This is a genomic window from Gammaproteobacteria bacterium, from assembly GCA_029884425.1.
In the GTDB taxonomy this organism is placed as follows: Bacteria; Pseudomonadota; Gammaproteobacteria; order S012-40; family S012-40; genus JAOUHV01.
Window position 1 is genome coordinate 1 of sequence record JAOUHV010000023.1, and the last position, 21,013, is coordinate 21,013.

At 54.6% G+C, this 21,013-nt stretch carries 18 protein-coding genes; 9 read left to right on the forward strand and 9 right to left on the reverse strand.

All coding sequences use genetic code 11. From position 1 onward, the window contains the following. On the forward strand, window positions 1-220 hold a 220-nt coding region (locus OEW58_07805; protein ID MDH5301248.1), incomplete at its 5' end, for a hypothetical protein. A gap of 51 nt (window positions 221-271) precedes the next feature. Here the strand turns inward: OEW58_07805 and OEW58_07810 are convergent. The 8 genes from OEW58_07810 to OEW58_07845 all read right to left on the reverse strand — a co-directional run bounded on the left by OEW58_07810 (window position 272) and on the right by OEW58_07845 (window position 9,171). Beyond that, complete coding sequence (locus OEW58_07810) at window positions 272-784, reverse strand: hypothetical protein (protein ID MDH5301249.1); 513 nt, start codon at window positions 782-784, stop codon at window positions 272-274. A gap of 344 nt (window positions 785-1,128) precedes the next feature. Next, the gene (locus OEW58_07815) at window positions 1,129-1,530 is read right to left on the reverse strand and encodes a hypothetical protein (protein MDH5301250.1); all 402 of its coding nucleotides are present in this window, start codon (window positions 1,528-1,530) and stop codon (window positions 1,129-1,131) included. Window positions 1,531-1,608: 78 nt separating this feature from the next. Then, window positions 1,609-3,375: an SLC13 family permease gene (locus OEW58_07820; protein MDH5301251.1), complete on the reverse strand. Its 1,767-nt coding sequence runs from the start codon at window positions 3,373-3,375 to the stop codon at window positions 1,609-1,611. 394 nt (window positions 3,376-3,769) lie between these two features. After that, window positions 3,770-4,132: a hypothetical protein gene (locus OEW58_07825; GenBank protein MDH5301252.1), complete on the reverse strand. Its 363-nt coding sequence runs from the start codon at window positions 4,130-4,132 to the stop codon at window positions 3,770-3,772. Between the two features lie 54 nt (window positions 4,133-4,186). Beyond that, window positions 4,187-5,221: a hypothetical protein gene (locus OEW58_07830; protein MDH5301253.1), complete on the reverse strand. Its 1,035-nt coding sequence runs from the start codon at window positions 5,219-5,221 to the stop codon at window positions 4,187-4,189. Window positions 5,222-5,417: 196 nt separating this feature from the next. Further along, window positions 5,418-6,635, reverse strand: a complete 1,218-nt coding sequence (glcF, locus tag OEW58_07835; protein ID MDH5301254.1) for a glycolate oxidase subunit GlcF — start codon at window positions 6,633-6,635, stop codon at window positions 5,418-5,420. Then, the gene (gene glcE, locus OEW58_07840) at window positions 6,635-7,702 is read right to left on the reverse strand and encodes a glycolate oxidase subunit GlcE (protein ID MDH5301255.1); all 1,068 of its coding nucleotides are present in this window, start codon (window positions 7,700-7,702) and stop codon (window positions 6,635-6,637) included. Before glcE ends, glcF begins: the two co-directional genes overlap by 1 nt. Then, the gene (locus OEW58_07845) at window positions 7,702-9,171 is read right to left on the reverse strand and encodes an FAD-binding protein (protein ID MDH5301256.1); all 1,470 of its coding nucleotides are present in this window, start codon (window positions 9,169-9,171) and stop codon (window positions 7,702-7,704) included. Before OEW58_07845 ends, glcE begins: the two co-directional genes overlap by 1 nt. Before the next feature lie 191 nt (window positions 9,172-9,362). Here OEW58_07845 and OEW58_07850 point away from each other — a divergent pair, with 191 nt between their 5' ends. Beyond that, window positions 9,363-9,782: a response regulator gene (locus OEW58_07850; protein ID MDH5301257.1), complete on the forward strand. Its 420-nt coding sequence runs from the start codon at window positions 9,363-9,365 to the stop codon at window positions 9,780-9,782. On the opposite strand, the gene OEW58_07855 is transcribed toward OEW58_07850, so the two are convergent. Further along, on the reverse strand, window positions 9,779-10,678 hold the full coding sequence (locus OEW58_07855; GenBank protein ID MDH5301258.1) for an ROK family protein: 900 nt from the start codon (window positions 10,676-10,678) through the stop codon (window positions 9,779-9,781). The genes OEW58_07850 and OEW58_07855 overlap by 4 nt on opposite strands. 161 nt (window positions 10,679-10,839) lie before the next feature. Between OEW58_07855 and OEW58_07860 the strand changes: the two genes are divergently transcribed. The 7 genes from OEW58_07860 (at window position 10,840) to gspF (ending at window position 21,012) form a co-directional block, all read left to right on the forward strand. Next, window positions 10,840-11,301 (forward strand): hypothetical protein, encoded by a 462-nt coding sequence (locus OEW58_07860; GenBank protein ID MDH5301259.1) that lies wholly within the window; start codon window positions 10,840-10,842, stop codon window positions 11,299-11,301. Next, a complete protein-coding gene (locus OEW58_07865; GenBank protein MDH5301260.1) occupies window positions 11,301-13,151 on the forward strand; it encodes a pre-peptidase C-terminal domain-containing protein in 1,851 nt (616 codons plus the stop codon). The genes OEW58_07860 and OEW58_07865 overlap by 1 nt, the downstream gene beginning before the upstream one ends. Window positions 13,152-13,201: 50 nt before the next feature. Next, window positions 13,202-15,064 (forward strand): pre-peptidase C-terminal domain-containing protein, encoded by a 1,863-nt coding sequence (locus OEW58_07870; protein ID MDH5301261.1) that lies wholly within the window; start codon window positions 13,202-13,204, stop codon window positions 15,062-15,064. Between the two features lie 170 nt (window positions 15,065-15,234). Continuing rightward, window positions 15,235-16,176: a type II secretion system protein GspC gene (gspC, locus tag OEW58_07875; GenBank protein ID MDH5301262.1), complete on the forward strand. Its 942-nt coding sequence runs from the start codon at window positions 15,235-15,237 to the stop codon at window positions 16,174-16,176. A 19-nt stretch (window positions 16,177-16,195) separates the two neighbouring features. Next, complete coding sequence (gene gspD / locus OEW58_07880; GenBank protein MDH5301263.1) at window positions 16,196-18,259, forward strand: type II secretion system secretin GspD; 2,064 nt, start codon at window positions 16,196-16,198, stop codon at window positions 18,257-18,259. 11 nt (window positions 18,260-18,270) lie between these two features. Then, window positions 18,271-19,788, forward strand: coding sequence for a type II secretion system ATPase GspE (gene gspE, locus OEW58_07885; protein MDH5301264.1), 1,518 nt, complete (start codon window positions 18,271-18,273; stop codon window positions 19,786-19,788). A 9-nt stretch (window positions 19,789-19,797) separates the two neighbouring features. Continuing rightward, window positions 19,798-21,012, forward strand: coding sequence for a type II secretion system inner membrane protein GspF (gene gspF / locus OEW58_07890; protein ID MDH5301265.1), 1,215 nt, complete (start codon window positions 19,798-19,800; stop codon window positions 21,010-21,012). The last annotated feature ends 1 nt before the right edge of the window (window position 21,013 follow it).

Genomic DNA, 21,013 nt, shown 5'->3' on the forward strand with positions numbered 1-21,013 from the left:
CGGATGGCGTTATAGCCTTCATCAGCTTGCCGCTGGCTTCGTTTTCCATGTCATAGATCAACGCAATGGCAGGTTTGCCCTTGCCGATGCGATCCAGATCGGTGCTGAAGCTGTCGGGAAATGCTGCCCAGCAAGTAGCCCGGATGCAACGCAGAGAAATCCGGGAGCATTGATTTCCCCGGATTCCGTATCACCTCATCCAGATTGCCGGCCTCTGTAAGTTAGTTCGATATGATGGACGAGGTCGGCATTTTTGAAGACAATTGCCCGGCTAGAGACGACGACGGCGCGACACTGATGCTAGTGCAAAGAAGCCGGCTGCCATGATAGAAACAGTTGTTGGCGCAGGAACTGCCTTGACTGAGGCGTCTTGAGTAGTAAAAGTGGTGACTGATAGGTCTGGCAGTCCAATCAAGTGGTCGTCCGCATCGTAGAAGTAACTTGAGTCGAAGCTATACAAGGGAAAGCTGGGTCTAAATCCCGACGATCCAACGGTGTATGTGAAGAAATCAAGGTCAGCGAGAGTATGTGTGAAGTCGGGAACAAAAATATCCCCGGTGAAGGATATTTCATAGGCACCTACTTCGCCGCCCGCCAAATCAATGTAGCCATCGCTGTTCAAATCTTCGCCCGAGAAGAAACCCGATATATTGCCGCCGCCTGACCAACCCGACTGTAAAATCGAATATGTAGTTGGATTAGCTGTAGTCGGCGTGGATACAAGTAGAGGGCTGATGAATGCCAAGAAAAGGCCTGTGCTTCTGGCGATTTTGAGTTTGGTCATTAAATACTCCTACGTGGTAATTAATTTCTGATTGAGTCTAACGTTTATTGTGAATCTGATAGATGCGCTTTCATATCTTGATATTAAGCAAGTAGCCCTGATGCAACACAGTGAAATCAGGGAGCGACCTCCCCGGATTCCGTTTCACTTCATCCAGTCTACAAACTGATATGGTTGGTTATTCGAAAATTTATTAATGGCGCAACGAGGCAAATTTTTTGCCAACAAAAATATTCATAGCAGAATGAAAGATTTGCAAAATTTGCGAAGTAAAGATTAATACTCGGTGTAAAGTCTGTCGACAAATACACCGAAAAATTGGAACGCTGTTGCGAGGGGCGGGGTTAATCTAAACCAAACGTACTCTTGATCGAATCGGCTAACACATGGTGCTCCTGTGGGCCGTGCAATACCATCAGCCGCTTGCCGTCAGCGGAATAATACAGCGCCGTGCCCGCATCAGACGGTTGCTGCCTGAGGAACGACCGGCCCTGCGGGCTGGCGGTGTCGACCAGCAAAAACTCCACCGCGTGCTCGTATTCGTGACGGATGGCGTTATAGCCTTCCATCAGCTTGCCGCTGGCTTCGTTTTCCATGTCATAGATCAACGCAATGGCAGGTTTGCCCTTGCCGATGCGATCCAGATCGGTGCTGAAGCTGTCGGGAAATGCTGCCCAGATGAGCAGCGCCAATCCGCCGATAATGGCGAAAGAAGAGAAAATGTGTTTGCGTGTGCGTGAGTTCATGGCGACGTCCTATTGCGACCAATCTCGAAATCGACAATAGGATTCGGCGGACCGGAAAAAGTTCCCGGTCCGCCGTCGTCAAAAGTCCCAAAACAGCGGAATAAGTGTCAACGAAATTGCGGCGGCGAGTATCTGCATCGGTATGCCCGCGCGGAAATAGTCGCTGAAGCGATAACCGCCAGGGCCCATCACCATCAAATTGGTCTGATAGCCAATCGGCGTGGAGAAGCTGGCCGACGCCGCAAACAATATGGCGATGACAAACGGCATGTGATCGACGCCCAGCGCATTGGCGGTTGCCATGGCGATGGGGAACATGAGCACAGCGGCGGCGTTGTTGGTGATCAGCTCGGTGAACAGCATGGTGACGACATAAATCACAATCAGGCTGAACAGCGGGCTGTCCGGACTGAACGCAGTCAATTGCTGCGCAATGTGTTCGGCGGCGCCGGTTTTTTCCAATGCCGAGCCAACACCAAATGAGGCGGCAATGGTGATCAGAACCTGCCAGTCGACGCTTTGGCGGGCAATGCGCGACGAGGTGCAGCGAAACACCAGCATGGCGGCAGCGGCAACCATGGCGGCGATCAGCATGCTGGTCAGTTCAAAGGTGACGGTCGCGACCATGGTAAACAGTATCGCCAATGCCAGGCCGGCTTTTTTGTGGCGCGGTGGCTGGGAATTTTCCAGGGCGCTGACCAGATAAAAGTCCGACGAATTGCGTCGTTGCTCGGCAAAGCTGGGCGAGGCGAGCAGCATTAACACATCGCCGGCGCGCAGTTCGATGTCACCAATTTTTTGTTTCAGTTGTTCGCCATTGCGCGACACGGCAATAACCGCAGCGTTGTAGGTGGTACGAAACCGGCCTTCACGCACCGTCATGCCGACCAGCGGGCAACTGTCGGAAACCACTGCCTCGATCAGGCAGCGGTCATTGGTCGGGGTGTCGAGTTTGAACACCTGATTGGTGGCCGGACTCAGGCCGCGAATTTTTTGCAAATCGATGACCGACTCAACAATGCCGGTGAAGATTAATCGGTCGTTGGCAGCGAGGCGCTCCTGCGGCGACACGGCAGGCAAGGAGTGGGTGCCACGTTCGATTTCCATCAAATACAAACCCGGCAGATGACGCAGGCCGGCTTGTTCAATGGTTTTGCCGACCAGGGCACCATTAGGATCAACCAGCATTTCGACGATGTAGGAGCGAGAGTTTTCAAGCTGGGTCGATACCGAAACCCGATTCGGCAACAGCCAGCGGCTGGTGAGGAAAATGAACAGGATAATGCCAATCGCCAGCGGCACGCCGACGACCGCGATGTCAAACATGCCCAATGAGCTTCCGGTTTCTTTGATCAGCAAACCATTAACGACCAGATTGGTGCTGGTGCCGATCAGCGTGGTTGTGCCGCCAATGATGGCTGCGTAGCTGAGCGGAATCATCAATTTGGACGGCGAGACCTGATTTTTCTTGGCCCAGTCACTCACCGAACCAATCAGCATGGCGACCAGTGGCGTGTTGTTGAGAAACGCGCTGGCAGCGGCCACGGGGGCCATCAGCCGCAACTGGGCGATGCCCGTGCTTTGTGGGCGTCCCAGCAACTTGGGAAGTACCGAGGTCATGGCGCCGGTTTGGGTCAAGCCACTGGCAACCACGTACAACATGCCGATGGTGATCATGCCTTCGTTGGACATGCCGATCAGCGCTTCGCTGGGGGTGAGTATGCCCGTGAGCAATAGCAGCAGCAGTCCACCGAGCATTACGACATCCGTCGCGATGCGGGTCAAACTTAGCGCAGCAAAACAAATGGCGATGACCGACAACGTGGCCCAGGCTTCCCAACTCATAGCAACCTCAACAAAACAGGAGCGGTTAGTGTATAGGAAGCGTTTGTTACGAATAAATAATAAATTCGGCGATCAATATACGGTTTCGGTATAAGTGCGCGTAATTAAAAAGCTGCGTTGATTCAAGTTGAGATATTGGCCGTGTAAATGGATGTCACTTTCTCGATAACGATGAGGTGGCAGCGGGTAATTATTTTTGTTTTCACCCAGCCGGGTGATGGTGCAGACGCGCAAATCAGCAACTGTCGTTTTTTGAAATGCAGCAACGAAACGCACGGCAAAATCCTGCTCGGCATGGCGAATGTGACGGGGCTGAATATGGCAGTTTTGCTAATCCCTTCCGCAACAATGCATCGCTGTCAGGATTGTTGATTTGATGGTTGCCGTGGCGCGGTTACATGCGCCAGGCATCTTTGCGGCGAAATTCCATTTGCGCCAGCGCTTCTTCTGGCGGCAGTTTGTAATCCTCTGATTCAGCAAACTCCAGCAGGCGAGCAAAATGGCGTTGCTTGCCGAACGTCGTTTTGATGTGAATCAGGCTGATGCGATTAAGAAAGCCCAAACCGCCCACGCACAGTGTGGCAATGCTCAGTCCAATCACATTCCACGGGCTGGGAATAATTTGCGCGAACGGAATATAGCCCATGGGGAACAGGATAACGATGACCAACAGGGCAATTTTCCAGCGCTTGCGCTGCATTAACTGCTGCTTCCAGAGAAACTGCAGATTCTGAATATCTTCGGCTTGGTGCGACATAGTTACGACAAAAAAAGAAAAGCATTCTACCCGCTGCAGGCGGTGAGGCAAGCATTAGTTGCTGGGCGTGGTTTCTTCGGGGCTGGATGTGTTTGCAGGTTTACCGGTATTGCCGATGATCATTTCCAGGCTGACAGTGATGCTGGGAACCAGCTTGAAGTTGGTTTGCAACGGATACAGCGCTTGCGGCGAAATATCCAGAAACAACCAGTGGCGGTGCAGGTCTTGTCGATAATCTATGCCCAGGGCGTAGGCGGTAATTTGCTTTTCGGGCCGACTGGCACCGTAGGCGGCGGCGTAGTAGGACAGCAGTCTGCCCGAGGAAATATCGTGAAACAGGGTGAAGGTCTGGGCCATGTCTATGTTGTCAGTTTCCCTGAGCCAGGTAGACAAGTTGGTAATACGAAAATAATGCACGTTCGACAAGGCTCGCTCCAGGTCGAACTGGGTTGATTCGCCGGTGCCGATGGATTGGTACCAGAACAGTTTTTCGGTGACACGAAACAGCCATTTCTGACCTTCGAACAGACGCCGGATACGCACGTTGGCGGTGGGGTCGGGTTCCATGTTGGTAATTTGCGCACCCAGGTTGGCGCGAATATGCCATTTTTGGGTGGCACTGACGATGTACTGGACGGTGGGGGTGATCAGCGCCGGTTTCTGCTCGGCGGTTTGTTCCGCAGCGATCGGTGGCGGATGGCCGTGTTCGCTTTCGTTGGTTGAGGTTTGCTCGCTTTCGATAACCAGTGACAAGCGGCGGTTGGTGCGCGGCAAGTCCAGTTTGCCCTGGGTGGTGAGATAGTTGGCGCGCGAGCCGTTTTCGAAAAACACGCTGGATTGGCGCAGCTTGATGTATGAGCCGTTCAGTTCGTCGCTGGAGCGTTCACTTCCCAGGAAAGAGTCGATGCTGTCGGAGATGTCGACGACTTTTTTCGACAGCAGCGAATGGGTCTCGTCGGCTAGCGTCAGCGATTTACTGAACAGACTGTATTGCGAGCCGGCGGCATAGGCTTTTTCGGCGCACGCCGGACAGATCCACAACAGGCCAGGCAGCAGTAACGGAAATAATATCTGTGGTCGTCGAGTCATATAGCGTTGTTTGCCTATGTTAACCGATGTTGCACAAGCATATTCCCGGCCTGAAGCCGGGGGTATATCTCGGTTATCGTCCATCGGTTAGGGGTTGCCGACTCAGATTATGCCTGAATTGAGACCTGGGTTTTAAAAATTAGTTATTAATATTAATTGGTTAGCTGGAGTGGCAAATGAGCCCCATTAGAAATGTTTATGGCCGCAATTGCCTAGCCAGCAGGTCGATCCAGTGGATGACCGGAATCGTTGCCTGGCTGGCTAAGTGTAGTTCACAGCCGATGTTGGCGGTGACGATGGCTTCGGGTTGCGGGCGCTGCAGTGACTGTAGTTTGTTGTGCAGCAGTTGCTGGGAAAGCTCGGGTTGCAGCAGCGAGTAACTGCCGGCCGAACCGCAGCAGGTGTGGCCATTTTCCACCGGCAGCAAGATAAATCCAGCCTGGCTGAGCAGTTGCTCCACTCGTCCGGCCAGCTTTTGGCCGTGTTGCAGTGAGCAAGGTGATTGGAAGGCGATGCGCTGCCCGCCGGGGTCGAGTTTGTCGCCCAGGCTTGTCATGTCCAGTACCTGACACAAGTCCTTGCAGTGATCACTGACTATCGCGGCCTTTTCGACGTAGTCGCTGTCGTACTGCAGCAGGCGGCCATATTCCTTGATCATGCTGCCGCAGCCGCTGGCGCTGACCAGGACGGCCTCTGCACCCTGTTGCAGTTGAGCGAAAATCAAATCGATGTTGTGTTTGGCCTGGATTTTGGCCTGTTCCGTGTCGCCGGCGTGATGATTGACCGCGCCACAGCAGACTCCGCTCGACAGGGCTTGCAGGGAGATGCCCTGGGCATCGAGCAGTCGCGCCATCGCCCGGTTGGTCTGGTCGCGGGTGGCTTGTTGAACGCAGCCAGACAGCAACAACATGCGGCGCGGGTGAGTGGCCTTGGGCCAGTCACCGCTGTTTTGTTCGGCGGGAAGTTTCTGCCGCAACCGCGCAGGCAATAATGGCCCGAGGCGGCGGCCAATGCGCAGCGCCCGCGAGAATTTTTCAGTGTGCGGCACAATGCGGCGCAACAAATGACGCTGCAGGCGCTGACCCATAGGGCGGGGGACGTGGTGCTCAATGTGTTCGCGGCCCAGGTCCAGCAGACGGCTGTATTGCACCCCCGACGGACAGGTGGTTTCGCAGTTGCGGCAGCTCAGGCAGCGGTCCAGATGGGTTTGGGTTTCGCGACTGACTGGCTGGCCTTCGAACATTTGTTTGATCAGGTAAATGCGACCACGAGGGCTGTCCAGTTCGTTGCCCAGCAGTTGGTAGGTCGGACAGGTTGCGGTGCAAAAGCCGCAGTGGACGCAACTGCGCAAAATGCTTTCAGCCTCGTCGTGCAGGGGCTGGGGGAGAGGGCCGCGAGAGAGTTTGGTTTGCATTACAGCTCCGTGTACATCCTGCCAGGGTTGAAAATTCCATTCGGGTCAAAGGCCTGCTTCAAGCGCTGGTGCAGTGCCAGCAGCGCTGGCGGCAGCGGTGTGAAACGGGGCGTTTGTGGCGATGGTGAGCCTTGCCACAGGGTGGCGTGGCCCAGCTGTTGGGCTGTGCAGGCGCGGATCTGATCCGCGCTTGCATCGCTGCGCAACCAACGCTGCGCACCACCCCAGTCCAGCAGCCACTCGCCCGGCAATTCCAGCGGAGGGCGGTTGGACGGTAGCGACAGACGCCACAGCGGTGATTCTCCAGCGTGGAAAAACGCCAGTTGCTGTTCGCGCAATTGTTGCCAGAATTGTTCGCCTTCGGCCAGACGGTCGCCGCCGAGTTGCTGACGGGCGCTGACGACGCCGCTTTCGTTGCCGGCAATGCGAATGTAGAGCTGCTGCTGGTGATGGACCAGGCCGGTGATGGGCAGGGAGCGACGACTTAGCTCGGTCATTTTTTGTAAGGCCAGGTCGCTGTCGCAGGATTGCACCAGGGTGATTTGCGCTTCTTCCAGCGGCACGACGCGTAGTGATATGTCCAGCATCAATCCCAGGGTGCCGTAAGCGCCGCACATCAGCCGCGAGGCATCATAGCCGGCGACGTTTTTGATGACTTCGCCACCAAAGCGCAAAACCTCACCTTTGCCGTTGATGATGCGGCAACCCAAAACATGGTCGCGGGCAGCACCGGCGAAAGGTCGGGCGGGGCCGGAAAGATTGCAGGCAATGGTGCCGCCCAAGGTGGCTTGCGGGCCAAACGATGGCGGTTCAAATGCCAGTTTTTGGCGATGCTTGCGCAGGGCCTGTTGTATCTCCGCCAAGGGCGTGCCGGCGCGGGCGCGAATGACCAGCTCGGAGGGTTCGTAGTCGGTAATGCCGCGATGGCCGGCCGCTTTGAGCTGGCGTTCGGCGTCACACGTTCCTAAAAAATGTTTACTGTCACTGCCGACAATTCGCAGCGGACGGTGCTGTTCAGCGGCGAGCCGGATTTGTTCGCGAAAAATTTCCGTCAGATTTTGCTGCACTAAAAACGCTCCAGTTCCGGATGGGGCAATTGGCCGTGATGAATGTGCATGGCACCAAATTCAGCGCAGCGGTGCAGGGTGGGAATGGCCTTGCCAGGGTTGAGCAACTGATGTTGATCAAAGGCCTGTTTGATGGCGTGAAACTGTGTCAGGGTGGGCGCATCAAATTGCACGCACATCTGATTGAGTTTTTCGGTGCCAACGCCGTGTTCGCCACTGATGCTGCCGCCCATGGCAACGCAGAGTTCCAGAATCCGACCACCGAACTCTTCGACTTTTGCAAATTCGCCGGGGACGTTGGCATCGTACAAAATCAGCGGGTGCAGATTGCCGTCACCGGCATGAAACACGTTGGCAACTGCCAGTTGGTATTCACTCGCCAGCTCGGCGATACCGCGCAGTACCGCTGGCAAGTGGCGGCGCGGAATGCTGCCGTCCATGCAGTAGTAGTCTGGCGCAATCCGACCGACTGCGGGGAAGGCGGCCTTGCGGCCTTTCCACATCAGCAGTCGCTGGGCTTCGTCATCGGCCTGACGGATTTCGGTAGCGGCGTTGCGCGTTAACACCTGTCTGACCCGTTCGCTGTCTTGCTCCACTTCTTCCGGGATGCCATCGAGTTCGCACAACAAGATGGCTTGCGCCTGGCGCGGGTAACCGGCGTGAACAAAATCTTCGACCGCATCAATTGCCAGGTGGTCCATCATTTCTAGCCCGGAAGGAACAATGCCGGCGGAAATGATGTCGGCTACGGCTTGTCCGGCGCAGCTGACATCGTCAAACGCGGCCAGTAACACCCGCACCGAGGCGGGAATGGGCAGCAATTTGACGGTGACTTCGACGATGACACCGAGCATGCCTTCGGAGCCGCACATCAGCGCCAGCAGATCGTAGCCGGGGCTGTCCAGCGCGGCGCTGCCCAGAGTGAGGCGTTCACCGTCGATGGTGATGATCTCGAGCTTGAGGACGTTGTGCACGGTCAGGCCGTATTTCAGGCAGTGAACGCCGCCGGAATTTTCCGCCACGTTGCCGCCAATGGTGCAGGCGATTTGCGATGACGGGTCGGGGGCATAGTACAAACCGTACGGTTTGGCAGCCGTGGACACGGCCAGGTTGGTGACACCCGGTTGCACACGGGCGACGCGGGCATCGGCATCAATGTCGAGAATACGGTTAAATCGCGCCAGACTGAGCAAAATACCTTGCTCGTGCGGCAGCGCGCCGCCGGACAGACCGGTGCCGGCGCCACGGGCGACCACGGGGATATTTTGTTGCTGGCACAGTTGCAACACTGCCTGAACCTGTTCGGTGGTTTGGGGTAACACCACGATCCATGGCAGGCGGCGATAGGCGGACAGTCCGTCGCATTCGTATGGACGCAAACTTTCCTCCGTGTGCAGGACGGCGTCTGCGGGCAGAAAACGGCAAAGCGCGGCAACAACCGAGTTTTTATTATGTTTATTATCGGGCATATCAGCATGACTGCGTTGGCTTTGATCCTGACGTTACTTGTTGTCGCGTCGTATATCAACAACATGCTTCGTGTGGACATAGTTACGCAGCGCACTAAAGTTAGCCGCTGATTATCCGATTTTGCTATTGGGTTGGGGCAGGGTCTGTCTTCGATTCATTTCAATCAAGCCAACGGGAAGTAGTCATACCAATGCAGTCGGAAAGCGTAGTTCGCGTATTAGTGGCCGAGGATAATCTGGTAAATCAGAAAGTAATCAAAGGGATGTTGGCGCGTCTTAAACTGGAAGTGGACGTGGTGGGCGACGGTCAGGCCGCAGTGAATGCGGTGAGCGCCCAGCAGTATGCGGTCGTCATTATGGATTGCCAGATGCCGGTGATGGATGGCTATGAAGCCACGGCTGAAATTCGTCGTTTGGCAGGCGAAAATAAAATTACCGACTTGCCGATTATTGCTCTGACGGCTAACGCGATGATAGGCGACCGGGAAAAATGCCTGGATGCTGGCATGGACGACTTTCTACCCAAGCCGGTGACGCTGGAGACGCTGGAGCCGGTGGTGCGTAAATGGCTGGATAGCGACTACAGCGCGCGGAAAAAACGCGTCGGTTAGGCGCGGCTTCCCAACCAGGCGGCACCGCGAACACCACTGGAATCGCCAAACATCGGGCGTCGCAGTTGCGTCTGAATGCTGTTGGAAAAAATATACTTTGACCAGATTTTGGGAACGTTGTGATAAATCCGCTCAATGTTGCCCAGTCCTCCTCCCAGCACAATCACCTCTGGATCCAGCACATTGATCACGTGGGCCAGGCCGCGCGCCAGGCAATCCTCAAAATATCGCAGGCTAGCTTCGCAGTGTTGATCACCCTCACTGGCACGTAACACCATTTCTGCCGGTGTCAGGCTTTCCCCGTAGGCGCGTTGATGGTTTTTGGCCAGGCCCGGCCCGGACAAATAGGTTTCCAGACAGCCGGATTTGCCGCAGTAGCAGGCGGGGCCGGGCAGTTCTTCTTCGCGTGGCCAGGGCAGGGGGTTGTGACCCCATTCGCCGGCAATGCCGTTGGCACCTTGCAGTACCTTGCCGTTGATGACGATGCCTGCCCCAGTGCCGGTGCCGATAATGACCCCAAACACGTTGCTGGCTCCGGCGGCTGCGCCGTCGGCGGCCTCGGACAAGGCAAAGCAGTTGGCATCGTTGGCGATTTGTACCGGGCGTTGCAGGCAGTGCTGCAAGTCCTGCAGCAGCGGCTGGTCGTTGAGGCAGGTGGAATTGGAGTTTTGCAGTCGTCCGGTGGCGGGGGAAATACTGCCCGGGGTGCCAATGCCGACGGTGGCGTGCAGGCCCAGTTGAGCCTCGGCGTCTTCGACTAGCTGGGTGATGCTGCGCAAAATCGCCTGATAGTCGCCCTGTGGCGTGGGGACGCGCTGACGGTGCAAAGTTTGCCCATGATGGTCCAGAGCAATTATCTCTATTTTTGTGCCGCCCAGGTCAATTCCTATCTGCATAGTCAATATTGCCTATCCTGTTGAAATTTTTTGAGTATTTGATCCATTGTGGTGAATTTTCAGCAATATGTCCAAGTTTTCGTGTGAAGTACTTCGCCTCTGTCCAAGTTAAAAAAAGTCCCCGGTCCGGTCGATAACTCCCGAAGAATGGGAGATCAATCATGACCAAGTGGGCGTTGGCACTAGCCATGGCAGGAGTGCTGTTGTTATCAGGAACCATGGCGGTGGCCAAGCCGTTGCCTCCGTTTGACGTTAATTTGGAGCCGGTTGAGCAGTCAGTGCTGCCGGCTGCGGTGCGTTTTGTTGCCAATATTCAGTCTTTTCAGGATCTCAAAGGACTGACGTTCGCCTTCATTCTTCCACCTGGAGTAACCACCTCCGCGCAGACAGAGTGGCCAGTCGATCTGGTCGCAGGTGCGCCGCAGCGGTTTGAACTCATCCTGAATTTGTCATCATGGCCGGCGCAGGCGGTAGGGGCGCAGTTGCGTCTGATCGATGGTAACGAGCGATATGTCCAAACTGAATACTTTGTGATGCCAGGTGCAAGTAAAAAAGCGGAGCGCAGTAAGCCGGATACAGTGCGTGAACGCCATGGGCAAATGGTACGGGAGAGGGCGCTGTAATGCCGATTCTGCTGCTACTGCTGTCAGTGTTGCTGGCAGGCTGTTTACCTTCGACCAATCCGGAGCAACCCAAAGAACCGACCGAAGGATACGAACTGGAAGTCAGTCCCGGGCGGTTGATTTTGTCTGCGATCGGCAGCAGCAGTTCGTTAAATGCGACCCTGCGCAATAATGGCGAGTCGGTGTCTGACGGTGTATTTAGTTGGCGCAGCAGCAATCCAGCGATTGTGACGGTAGATGACAGCGGGAAGGTCGTGGCGCAAGGAGAAGGCGCGGCGCAAATTGTGGTGACAGCCAATGGCATTTCGCGCAAGGCAGATGTGGTGGTCAGTTTTGGGGCGATTGAGGTGCAGGGTTCTGTTTTGTACCAGGATAAGCGTTATTCCACATCAGGTGTATTGATCGATGAAAGTTACAAGCCGGTTCGTAACGCGATTGTGGATGTGATGGATTTGACCGGCAACGTGATGATGTCCACCCAAACCGATGATGAAGGACAGTACACCATTCTGGTGTTGCCCTCGGAAAAATATGTGGTGCGAGTGCTGGCCAAGAGCGCGATTGGAATGCCCTATGCGCTGGAGGTGCGGGACTTTTCGGGTTTGCTGTATGGTGTGACCCAAAATCTGGATTTGACCAATCCGTCATCGTCGACGCTGGTGATTTCACATGTGTCAGGTTTTTCTGCGGTTTACAATATTTTTGATGTGATGATGGTTGGATCCGAATTTATGCAGCAGCAGAATGTAGGTTCGTTGCCGTCGCTGGATGTGTACTGGGAGAGCGGCAAGGGACAGGCAACTTATTTCTGCAGTGGCTTCCATTCGGTGTATTGCACGCTGGGTGAAGGCGTTTATGTTTTGGGTGGCGCTTCAGGCGACAGCGACGAGTTTGATGATGATGTGCTGTGGCATGAATTTGGTCACTACGTGGCGCGCTATTATTCGCGCGACGATTCTCCCGGTGGTTGCCATGTGTTGAGCAGCACCAATCTGGATTTGCGTTTAGCCTGGAGTGAAGGTTGGGGCGACTTTTTTCCTGCTGCAGTCAAGCATTGGCTGAAGAACAGCCCTGAATTAAAACAGCGCATGTCGGCAACGGATGCTGCCTCGACCTCGTACATCGATTTGTCTGGAAATTTTGCGTTAATTTCTCTGGATATTGCTTCCGCTCCATCCCACTATGTGGATGCCGGCAGTGAGGTGGCTACCGCCAATGTGTTGTATCGGTTTATGACCAACTATGGAATGAGGGCCGTGTGGGAGGTGATGCAAGGTTACATGCCGAGCGTGGCGCCGGCAAATCTTGAAGCCTTCTGGGATGGTTGGCGTGCTTATCAGTCTCCTTCTTCGGATCAGTTATACAACCTGGAGGCAATACTAGGTTCACGTAAAATTTATTATCAACATGATGAACATGAAAGTGATGACAGCATCGGTAGTTCATCCTTGCTTGATTTAAATAAGATTCAGACGCATCATCTGTATCGTCGCGATGGGCAGACGGACAATGATGTGGTCAAGATGAATTTGCAGGCTGGTAAAACCTACGAGATCAAAACGTTTGGAATCCGCAATGGTGGAGATACGCATTTGCGTCTGCTGAATGCTGACGGTGCCGTGTTAGCAGAAAACGATGATGCGGCGGATGCGCCTGCCTATGTTGCTTATGACTCACGCTGTCGCATCTCGCGCATTACCAATAATGGCGATGCATTGGCGTCGAAGATAAGTTTCACTCCCAGTCAATCTGGCGTGTATTACGCGAAAGTGCGTACTACTGAAGATCCGGTGCCCCATCCATCCGCAGGGCGTTACGGTAGCTATAGCATTACTGTTACGCAGCCCTAACCGTGGTGCGTCGGCTAACAATCATACTCCTGGTGATCGCCTTGTTGGCGATGCTCTCTGGCTGTGATTCGCCGCCGGCTGACCAGTCGCCGGCATTATCCAAAATACAACTATCACCGGCTGACAGTGTGATCCGTGCGCTGGAGGTGCCTCTCAGTTTAAATCTGTCGATGCTGGATCAGTATGGCGCGCCTATTGCGCCATTGAGCGTCCCTCGCTGGGAGAGTGATGCACCTCAGATTGTGAACGTGAGCGCGACCGGGGTAGTGACGGCGCATCAGCCCGGTACTGCAATGATCACTGTGCGCGTTGATCACTTGCTGGCGCAGGCGCAACTGCGTGTGGATACCGGAATTGTTCCGCTGTCAGGATCGGTGAAATATGAAGACTGGCCATACGATGCGACGCAAGGACTGTTGCCGCAATCAGTAAATCGTCCCGTTCGTTTTGCCACCATCAACTTGCTGGATGAGCAAGGGAAACTGATGGCGACGCAAAACACGCAAACCGGTAGTTATTCGTTTGCGCAGTGGTTGCCGTCGCAGGGTTCGCTACAAGTGATTGCCAGTGCGGATGACAGCGGTAAAAGAGTTCAGGTGAAAGACTTGAGCGGGCAACCGCATCAACATGTGCAGGCCATCGTTGCGGGCTTTGATGTGCAGGATGTGGTGGTTGCGTCAGCCAATAATGCCAACTACGGCGCGTTTAATATTCTGGATGTGATGTTAACCGCGCATCAGTTTATGTCCTCTTCCCTGGGGGCGACACCGTTACCAGCGCTGAATGTGTTCTGGCGGCCGGGCAGTAATTTTGAAACCAGTTATTACTGCAACGATAATCAACCGGCAACGCCAGGATTGCAGTGTGAATACGGTCCCGGTATCTATGTGCTGAGCGAACAAACCAGCACTTGGCAGGATAACGATGAGTTTGACGATGACGTGCTGTGGCATGAATATGGTCACTTCATCGCGTTTCAGTTTTCGCGTGATGACAGCAGTGGTGGCTGTCATGCCTTTAGCGATAACTTTCAGCAAATGCCATTGGCGTGGAGCGAAGGTTGGGGCAATTATTTTCAGGGGGCGGTAAAAATCACGTTGCCGCTGGCGCTGCGCTCCAGTCAGGAATCGTTGCCGGGAATGTACGTGGATACCGTGAAAAACGGCGCACCTATGTGGGTTGATTTTTCCGACCCAGATTTGATGCTGGGCGATTTTCGTTTTGCCACCAATGAAACCTCCATTGCAAAAATTCTGTTGGATGTGACCCAGCAGTTTGGTTTTGCAACTGTCTGGCAGGTGGTGAGCTCGTCGGCCTGGGTGAGTAATTCCGGACGCCGCGCCAATCTTGAATTGTTTTGGGATATTGCTACTGGTCGAATGTCTGATGCCGGGGTGGCGCCGATTAACGAAGCCAGTTTGTTGCCCATTTTTTCCGCCCGAGGAGTGGATTATCAGCAGGACGCCTACGAACCCAACGACAGCCGGCAAGCAGCAATGCTGCTGACGGCGGGTGTTAGCCAGAGCCACACGCTGTACGGTGCGGCGGGTGTTGCCGATCAGGACTGGTATGCGATCAACGCCACGGCCGGTGTGCCATTTACCGTAACCACCAGCAACCTGCGCAATGGCGCGGACACTGAAATGTGGCTGTACGCAGTGGATGCGCAGGGCAATCTGGATCAGGTTGGCTACAACAATGATCCTGAACCGGCTGGAATTCCACCGGTGTATGCTCACTCATACAATCAGGATGTGTGTGGTCTGATGTATGGCAACACGCTAACCGGGTTTGCTGCACGAGTGCAGTACACTCCGCCCACCACGGGTACGTATTACGTCAAAGTGGCGAGTAGTCAACTCGCCGAGTTTTACACTGGCCAATATGGCAGCTATCAAATTGATCTGCAGTAGTTCCCCGCAAATTTCCTTTTGTTTATACCGGAATAGGTTTTGCACTCAGTAAAGGCTGTTATAATGAGCCCGCGCAGGCGAGTGGTCCCTCTGGTTAAAGCTGGCCAGTGCGTTGACCGTTACCTGTGCAGTCTTCAGAACCGTCGGAAAACACGAATAAGTTGGACTGAGTGAACTCAATTTTAAGCAGATTTGATCCGCTGGTTCGAGGCGGGCAGCGCTTCCCCTGGGCAAGCTGGCTGATGCGCCTGCCACCGGCAGCCAATGTGCTGATGGTGCTGCTATTGGCCAATGTCGTGGCTATTTTGACCTGGAAGTTGATCCCCCTGCCTGAAATGCCGCCGGCACCGTTGAGCATGCCGCAAGCGGCGATATCCGTTCCGCAACGAAATGTGAATTATGATCAAATTTCCAACTGGCACCTGTTTGGTGAAGTGCGGTTGGACGCGGCGGCCATGGGCGATGCCCAGACGCCTGATGTTGTTCCTGATACTACCCTACAGTTGACCTTGCGTGGGGTGATTGCCTCCAAGGATTTGCGCATAGCGTTTGCGATTATTGGTGATCCATCCGGGACAGAGGAAACCTACCGCGTTGGCGACCAGGTGCCCGGCGGTGCGCAGATTAAAGAAATTCATGCGGACAAGGTTATTTTGTGGCGAAATAATCGCCACGAAACGTTGCGCCTGCCAGAGGATGCGTTGCCGACCAGTGACATGGGACAAGTGAGCCGGGTAGGGTCGTTCGGCACTCCGATGAATGCGGGAGGCGCTATGACCGTGTCGCCACAAGCTGCCGCAGTATTGAAGGATTATCGGCAAAAACTGGCGTCTGATCCGCAGGCGTTGGCAAACGTGGTCAGAGCTGAACCTTATCATCAAGGCGGAAAGCTGACGGGGTATCGAATTTTTCCTGGTACTGACCGGACCTTGCTTAACCGCGTCGGATTGCAGCCTGGGGATGTTATAACGTCGGTGAATGGAATTGAATTTGACAGTCCATCCAAGGGGCTGGAAATAATGAAAGCAGTAACTGAGGGCGGTGGCGGTCAGGTGTCCGTGAATGTTCTGCGCAATGGCGCAACGCAGACCTACATGGTGCCACTGAATTAGACCGAGGGTTGGACAGAGAATGAAAAACAACAGGAACGAGCCTTTGAGTATGTTCAAGCAACGGGATTGGGGACGCGCAGTTCAAGGGGCGATCGCAGGCGTGTTGCTGTGCACGAGCGTGTCGGTGTCGGCGGCCGGAATTACGCTGAACCTGAAAGAAGCGGACATCGGTGCGGTAATTCAGACAGTGTCCGAGGCGACGGGAAGAAATTTCATTGTTGACCCGCGCGTCAAAGGCAAGATTACGATTATTTCTTCCAAGGAATTGAACAAGGACGAGCTCTATCAGGTGTTTCTCGCCGTGCTGAATGTGCACGGCTTTGCCGCCATCCCCTCGGGTGGAGCGAATGTCACCAAGATTATTCCTGAAGCCGATGCGAAAAGTGCGGGCACGCCCGTGTCTGGCAGGGGCGAGGAAATGATCACCATGGTGGTTGAAGTCAAACACGTTTCCGCCGCGCAGCTAGTGCCGATATTGCGTCCCTTGGTGCCACCACAGGGGCATCTGGCGGCGCACGCACAAACCAATACGCTGATCATTTCTGATCGGGCGGGCAATATCGATCGTTTAATGCAAATTGTGCAGCGAGTGGATGAGCCCAGCGGGGCTGACATTGAAATCGTGCAGTTGCGCAACGCCTCTGCTAACGAAGTAGTGCGTATTCTCAGTGCCTTGGAAAAAGCCGGTGCCGGTAAGGGGGGGGATGCGCAGGCGAATGCACCTACCTTGGTGGCCGATGATCGCACCAACAGTGTGTTGATTGGTGGTGAAAAGAATGACCGGCTGCGGATCAAGTCCATCATCGTTCATCTGGATACACCGACGCAGACATCGGGAAATACCAATGTCGTGTACCTGCGTTATGCCAAGGCAGAGAACTTGGTCAAAGTGCTGACCGGCGTGGGTAAAATGGCCGCCGAGGATGCGAAAAAAGGTGGCCCGGCTGGTGGTGGTAATCGCGGCCAGAATTTTGATATCCAGGCCGACGACAGCTCCAACGCACTGGTGATTACCGCAGAACCCGATGTATTTCGCTCGCTGGAGAACGTGATTCGCCGGCTGGACGTGCGCCGTGCGCAGGTATTGGTGGAAGCCATCATCGCCGAAGTGTCCAATACCAAGACTACCGAATTGGGTGTGCAATGGTTTGCTGGCAGTGAAAATCCTGGCAACAAGCCTATTGGTGTAACCAGTTTTGGCAGCAACTCCATCGTTGGTGTGGCTGCTGCGGCGCGTGCCGCGACCAAAGCGCCAGCGACTGTGACCGGCGTGCCGATTGGTCAGGGCTTGACCGTGGGCGTGGGCAGCATAATTAAGGGTGATTACAGTTTTGGTGCGTTGATCAATGCTCTGGCGGCGGATGTTGAAACGAATTTGTTGTCCACGCCGAATATTCTGACGCTGGACAATGAGGAAGCGGAGATCTTTGTCGGTAAGGAAGTTTCCATCCCCAGTGGTTCGTTCAGTTCAACGTCGTCCAGTACTGGTTCGGCCAGTGGTATCAGCAGTCCGTTTACTACGTTCAAATCCAAGCAGGTGGGTATTCGCCTGAAGGTAAAGCCGCAGGTTAACGAAGGCGATGCGATCAAACTCGATATCGATCAGTCGGTGGATGCGATTACTTCGGGTGATGCGGGTACCGCCAATCTGGTGACTTCGCAGCGGACCATCAAAACCAGCGTCATGGTGGATGATGGGCAGATCATTGTGCTGGGTGGTTTGATTACTGACGATCAAAATCGCCGCGAGACCAAGGTGCCATTTTTCGGTGACTTGCCGTTGATTGGCTGGTTGTTCCGCAACAAAAACGAATCCAACGACAAAACCAATTTGTTGGTGTTCTTGCGCCCAGAAATTTTGCGCGATACGGCAACCACTTCGCTGGTTTCCAACGGCAAATACAACTTTATTCGTGAAAAGCAGATGCAGGATCGCGAGTGGAATTTCTTCCGCAGTCATGAACGTCCCGTGGCTCCGCCGCTGGAAGATATTTTGAAAAAGCCCGCACCTGCCAGACAGCCCGAGCCTGAGCCAGAGAAAAAAGAACTACCGCCGCATGTGTCGGATGTTCTGAATAACTAGGACGGTGAGAAATGAATACGTCAGCGGAACAGTTGCCCGCCACAGAGGCGACCAAGAGTGACGAACCCAGGCTGAGTTATGCGTTTGCCCGTCGTAATCACGTGGTGATGGGCGAAACGGCGGAAAGCGGGGTGACGATTCATCACGGTCCCGGGGTTCAGCGACGTACGCTGACCGAGCTGCGCCGCTCATTGGGTGCGCCGATTGTTTTGCGCAGTCTGACTCAGGAACAGTTTGAAAAGCTGCTGCGGGATACTTACGAGCGCGGCTCCAACCAAGCCATGGCCATGGCCGATGAGCTCGGCGAGGAACTGGATCTTAATCGGGTTGCACAAGAACTGGGTGAGCCGGAAGATTTGCTCGAAACCCAGGATGACGCGCCGATTATTCGTCTGATCAATGCGCTGCTGACCGAGGCCATCAAGAGCAACGCCTCGGATATTCACATCGAACCGTTTGAAAACCGTTTAGTGGTGCGCATGCGCGTCGATGGCGTGTTGCGCCAGGTGCTGGAACAGAAAAAAGTGCTCACGCCGCTGGTGGTGTCGCGGATCAAGGTTATGGCCAAGTTGGACATTGCCGAAAAACGCGTTCCCCAGGATGGTCGTATTTCTCTGCGTCTGGCAGGGCGTGCGGTTGACGTGCGTGTGTCGACCTTGCCGTCTGGACATGGTGAGCGGGTGGTGATGCGTCTGCTCGACAAGCAGGCCGGGCGTCTGGATATGACGCATTTAGGGATGGAGTCTGCCAGCCTCAAGGATTTGGAAAAAGCCATTGCCAAGCCGCACGGCATTATTCTGGTGACCGGTCCGACTGGTTCGGGTAAAACCACCAGCCTGTATGCCATGCTCAGCCAGTTGAATGACCGCCGCCGCAACATCATGACGGTGGAAGATCCTATCGAATATTACCTTGATGGTATCGGTCAGACCAACGTCAATCCCAAAGTTGAAATGACTTTTGCCCGTGGATTGCGCGCAATTTTGCGTCAGGACCCGGACGTGGTGATGGTGGGCGAGATTCGTGATTTGGAAACCGCAGAAATTGCGGTTCAGGCGAGCTTGACCGGTCACTTGGTGTTGTCCACTTTGCACACCAATACTGCGGTGGGCGCGGTGACTCGTTTGCGTGACATGGGCGTTGAACCATTTTTGCTGTCATCAAGTTTGATCGCGGTGATGGCGCAGCGTCTGGTGAGATTGTTGTGCCCACACTGCAAAAAGGCAGTGACTGCCAACACTGCCGATTGTGAATTGTTGGGCGTGTCTGCCGAACAAGCTCCAACCATTTATCATCCGGAAGGTTGCGCACAGTGCAATCATTTGGGTTACCAGGGGCGTACCGGTATTTACGAATTTGTGACCATCGACGAACGCCTGCGCGGCATGATTCACGATGGTGACAGCGAGCATTCGATGGAAAGTTATGCGCGAACCCGTTCACAGGGAATTCGTGCCGATGGCATGCGCCGGGTTCTGGGTGGCGATACGTCGCTTGAAGAAGTATTGCGTGTGACCAGAGAAGGATAACGAAAACTCATGGGCGCGTTTGAATATACCGCGTTGGATGCCCAGGGCAAGGAACGCAAGGGTGTCAGAGAGGCTGATACCGCACGCCAGGTGCGCGCTGCACTGCGCGAGCAGGGGCTGACGCCACTGACGGTTGAAGAAGTTCGCGAACGCGAAGTGCGCAAGCAAAAACAATTCGCGTTGTTTCAAGGAATCAGCGCTGCGGATCTGGCATTGATCACCCGCCAATTGGCGACCTTGGTACAGTCAGGTTTGCCACTGGCCGAATCGCTGCAGGCCGTTTCACAACAGACCCACAAACCCCGTTTGCGTAACATGGTGATGGGGGTGCGCTCGCGCGTGCTGGAAGGTCATTCGCTGGCGACTGCGCTGGGCGATTATCCGCACGTGTTTTCCGAGTTGTTTCGCAGCACGGTTCAGGCCGGTGAGCATTCCGGTCATTTGAGCGTGGTGCTGGAACGTCTGGCGGATTACACCGAAAGTCGTCAGGCGATGAACAATAAATTGATGTTGGCGCTGTTGTATCCGGTGCTGATTACCATCGTTGCGGTGGTGGTTGTGGTGTTGCTGGTGACGTATGTGGTGCCGCAAGTGGTGCAGATGTTTGATCACATCGGCCAGGAGCTGCCACTGCTGACGCGCGGCCTGATCGCTGTCAGTGCTTTTACCTCTTCCTATGGATTGTTGGTGGCGCTGGCGATTCTGCTGGGTGTGCTGGCGTTCAGTTACATGATGCGGGTTGAGCATTTTCGTCGGCGAGTGCATGCGTTTTTGCTGACAATGCCGCTGATAGGCAAGTTGGTACGTGGCATGAACACCGCACGTTTTGCGCGTACGTTCAGCATTCTTACTGCCAGTGGTGTTCCCGTGCTGGAAGCCATGCGCATTGCTGCTCAGGTGATGATCAATATTCCCATGCGTGAATCGGTACAGGATGCGGCTCGGCGTGTACGTGAAGGGACTTCGATATCCACTGCATTGGCGGCAGGTGGTTATTTTCCACCGATGACAATTCATCTGATTGGTAGCGGTGAATCCAGCGGCAAGCTGGAACAAATGCTGGAGCGTGCAGCGCACACCCAGGAAAAAGAAGTCGAAACATTTGTCGCGGCATTGATGGGCATTTTTGAACCGCTGATGATTCTGACCATGGGCGTGATTGTGCTGATTATCGTGCTGGCGATCATTACCCCCATTCTGGATATGAATACCTTGGTGCATTAAT

Excerpts from the sequence above, each read along its gene's own strand:
- OEW58_07810 (MDH5301249.1), bottom strand. The coding sequence starts at position 784 with ATGACCAAACTCAAAATCGCCAGAAGCACAGGCCTTTTCTTGGCATTC.
- OEW58_07815 (MDH5301250.1), bottom strand. The coding sequence starts at position 1,530 with ATGAACTCACGCACACGCAAACACATTTTCTCTTCTTTCGCCATTATC.
- OEW58_07820 (MDH5301251.1), bottom strand. The coding sequence starts at position 3,375 with ATGAGTTGGGAAGCCTGGGCCACGTTGTCGGTCATCGCCATTTGTTTT.
- OEW58_07825 (MDH5301252.1), bottom strand. The coding sequence starts at position 4,132 with ATGTCGCACCAAGCCGAAGATATTCAGAATCTGCAGTTTCTCTGGAAG.
- OEW58_07830 (MDH5301253.1), bottom strand. The coding sequence starts at position 5,221 with ATGACTCGACGACCACAGATATTATTTCCGTTACTGCTGCCTGGCCTG.
- glcF (MDH5301254.1), bottom strand. The coding sequence starts at position 6,635 with ATGCAAACCAAACTCTCTCGCGGCCCTCTCCCCCAGCCCCTGCACGAC.
- OEW58_07845 (MDH5301256.1), bottom strand. The coding sequence starts at position 9,171 with ATGCCCGATAATAAACATAATAAAAACTCGGTTGTTGCCGCGCTTTGC.
- OEW58_07850 (MDH5301257.1), top strand. The coding sequence starts at position 9,363 with ATGCAGTCGGAAAGCGTAGTTCGCGTATTAGTGGCCGAGGATAATCTG.
- OEW58_07855 (MDH5301258.1), bottom strand. The coding sequence starts at position 10,678 with ATGCAGATAGGAATTGACCTGGGCGGCACAAAAATAGAGATAATTGCT.
- OEW58_07860 (MDH5301259.1), top strand. The coding sequence starts at position 10,840 with ATGACCAAGTGGGCGTTGGCACTAGCCATGGCAGGAGTGCTGTTGTTA.
- OEW58_07865 (MDH5301260.1), top strand. The coding sequence starts at position 11,301 with ATGCCGATTCTGCTGCTACTGCTGTCAGTGTTGCTGGCAGGCTGTTTA.
- OEW58_07870 (MDH5301261.1), top strand. The coding sequence starts at position 13,202 with ATGCTCTCTGGCTGTGATTCGCCGCCGGCTGACCAGTCGCCGGCATTA.
- gspD (MDH5301263.1), top strand. The coding sequence starts at position 16,196 with ATGAAAAACAACAGGAACGAGCCTTTGAGTATGTTCAAGCAACGGGAT.
- gspE (MDH5301264.1), top strand. The coding sequence starts at position 18,271 with ATGAATACGTCAGCGGAACAGTTGCCCGCCACAGAGGCGACCAAGAGT.
- gspF (MDH5301265.1), top strand. The coding sequence starts at position 19,798 with ATGGGCGCGTTTGAATATACCGCGTTGGATGCCCAGGGCAAGGAACGC.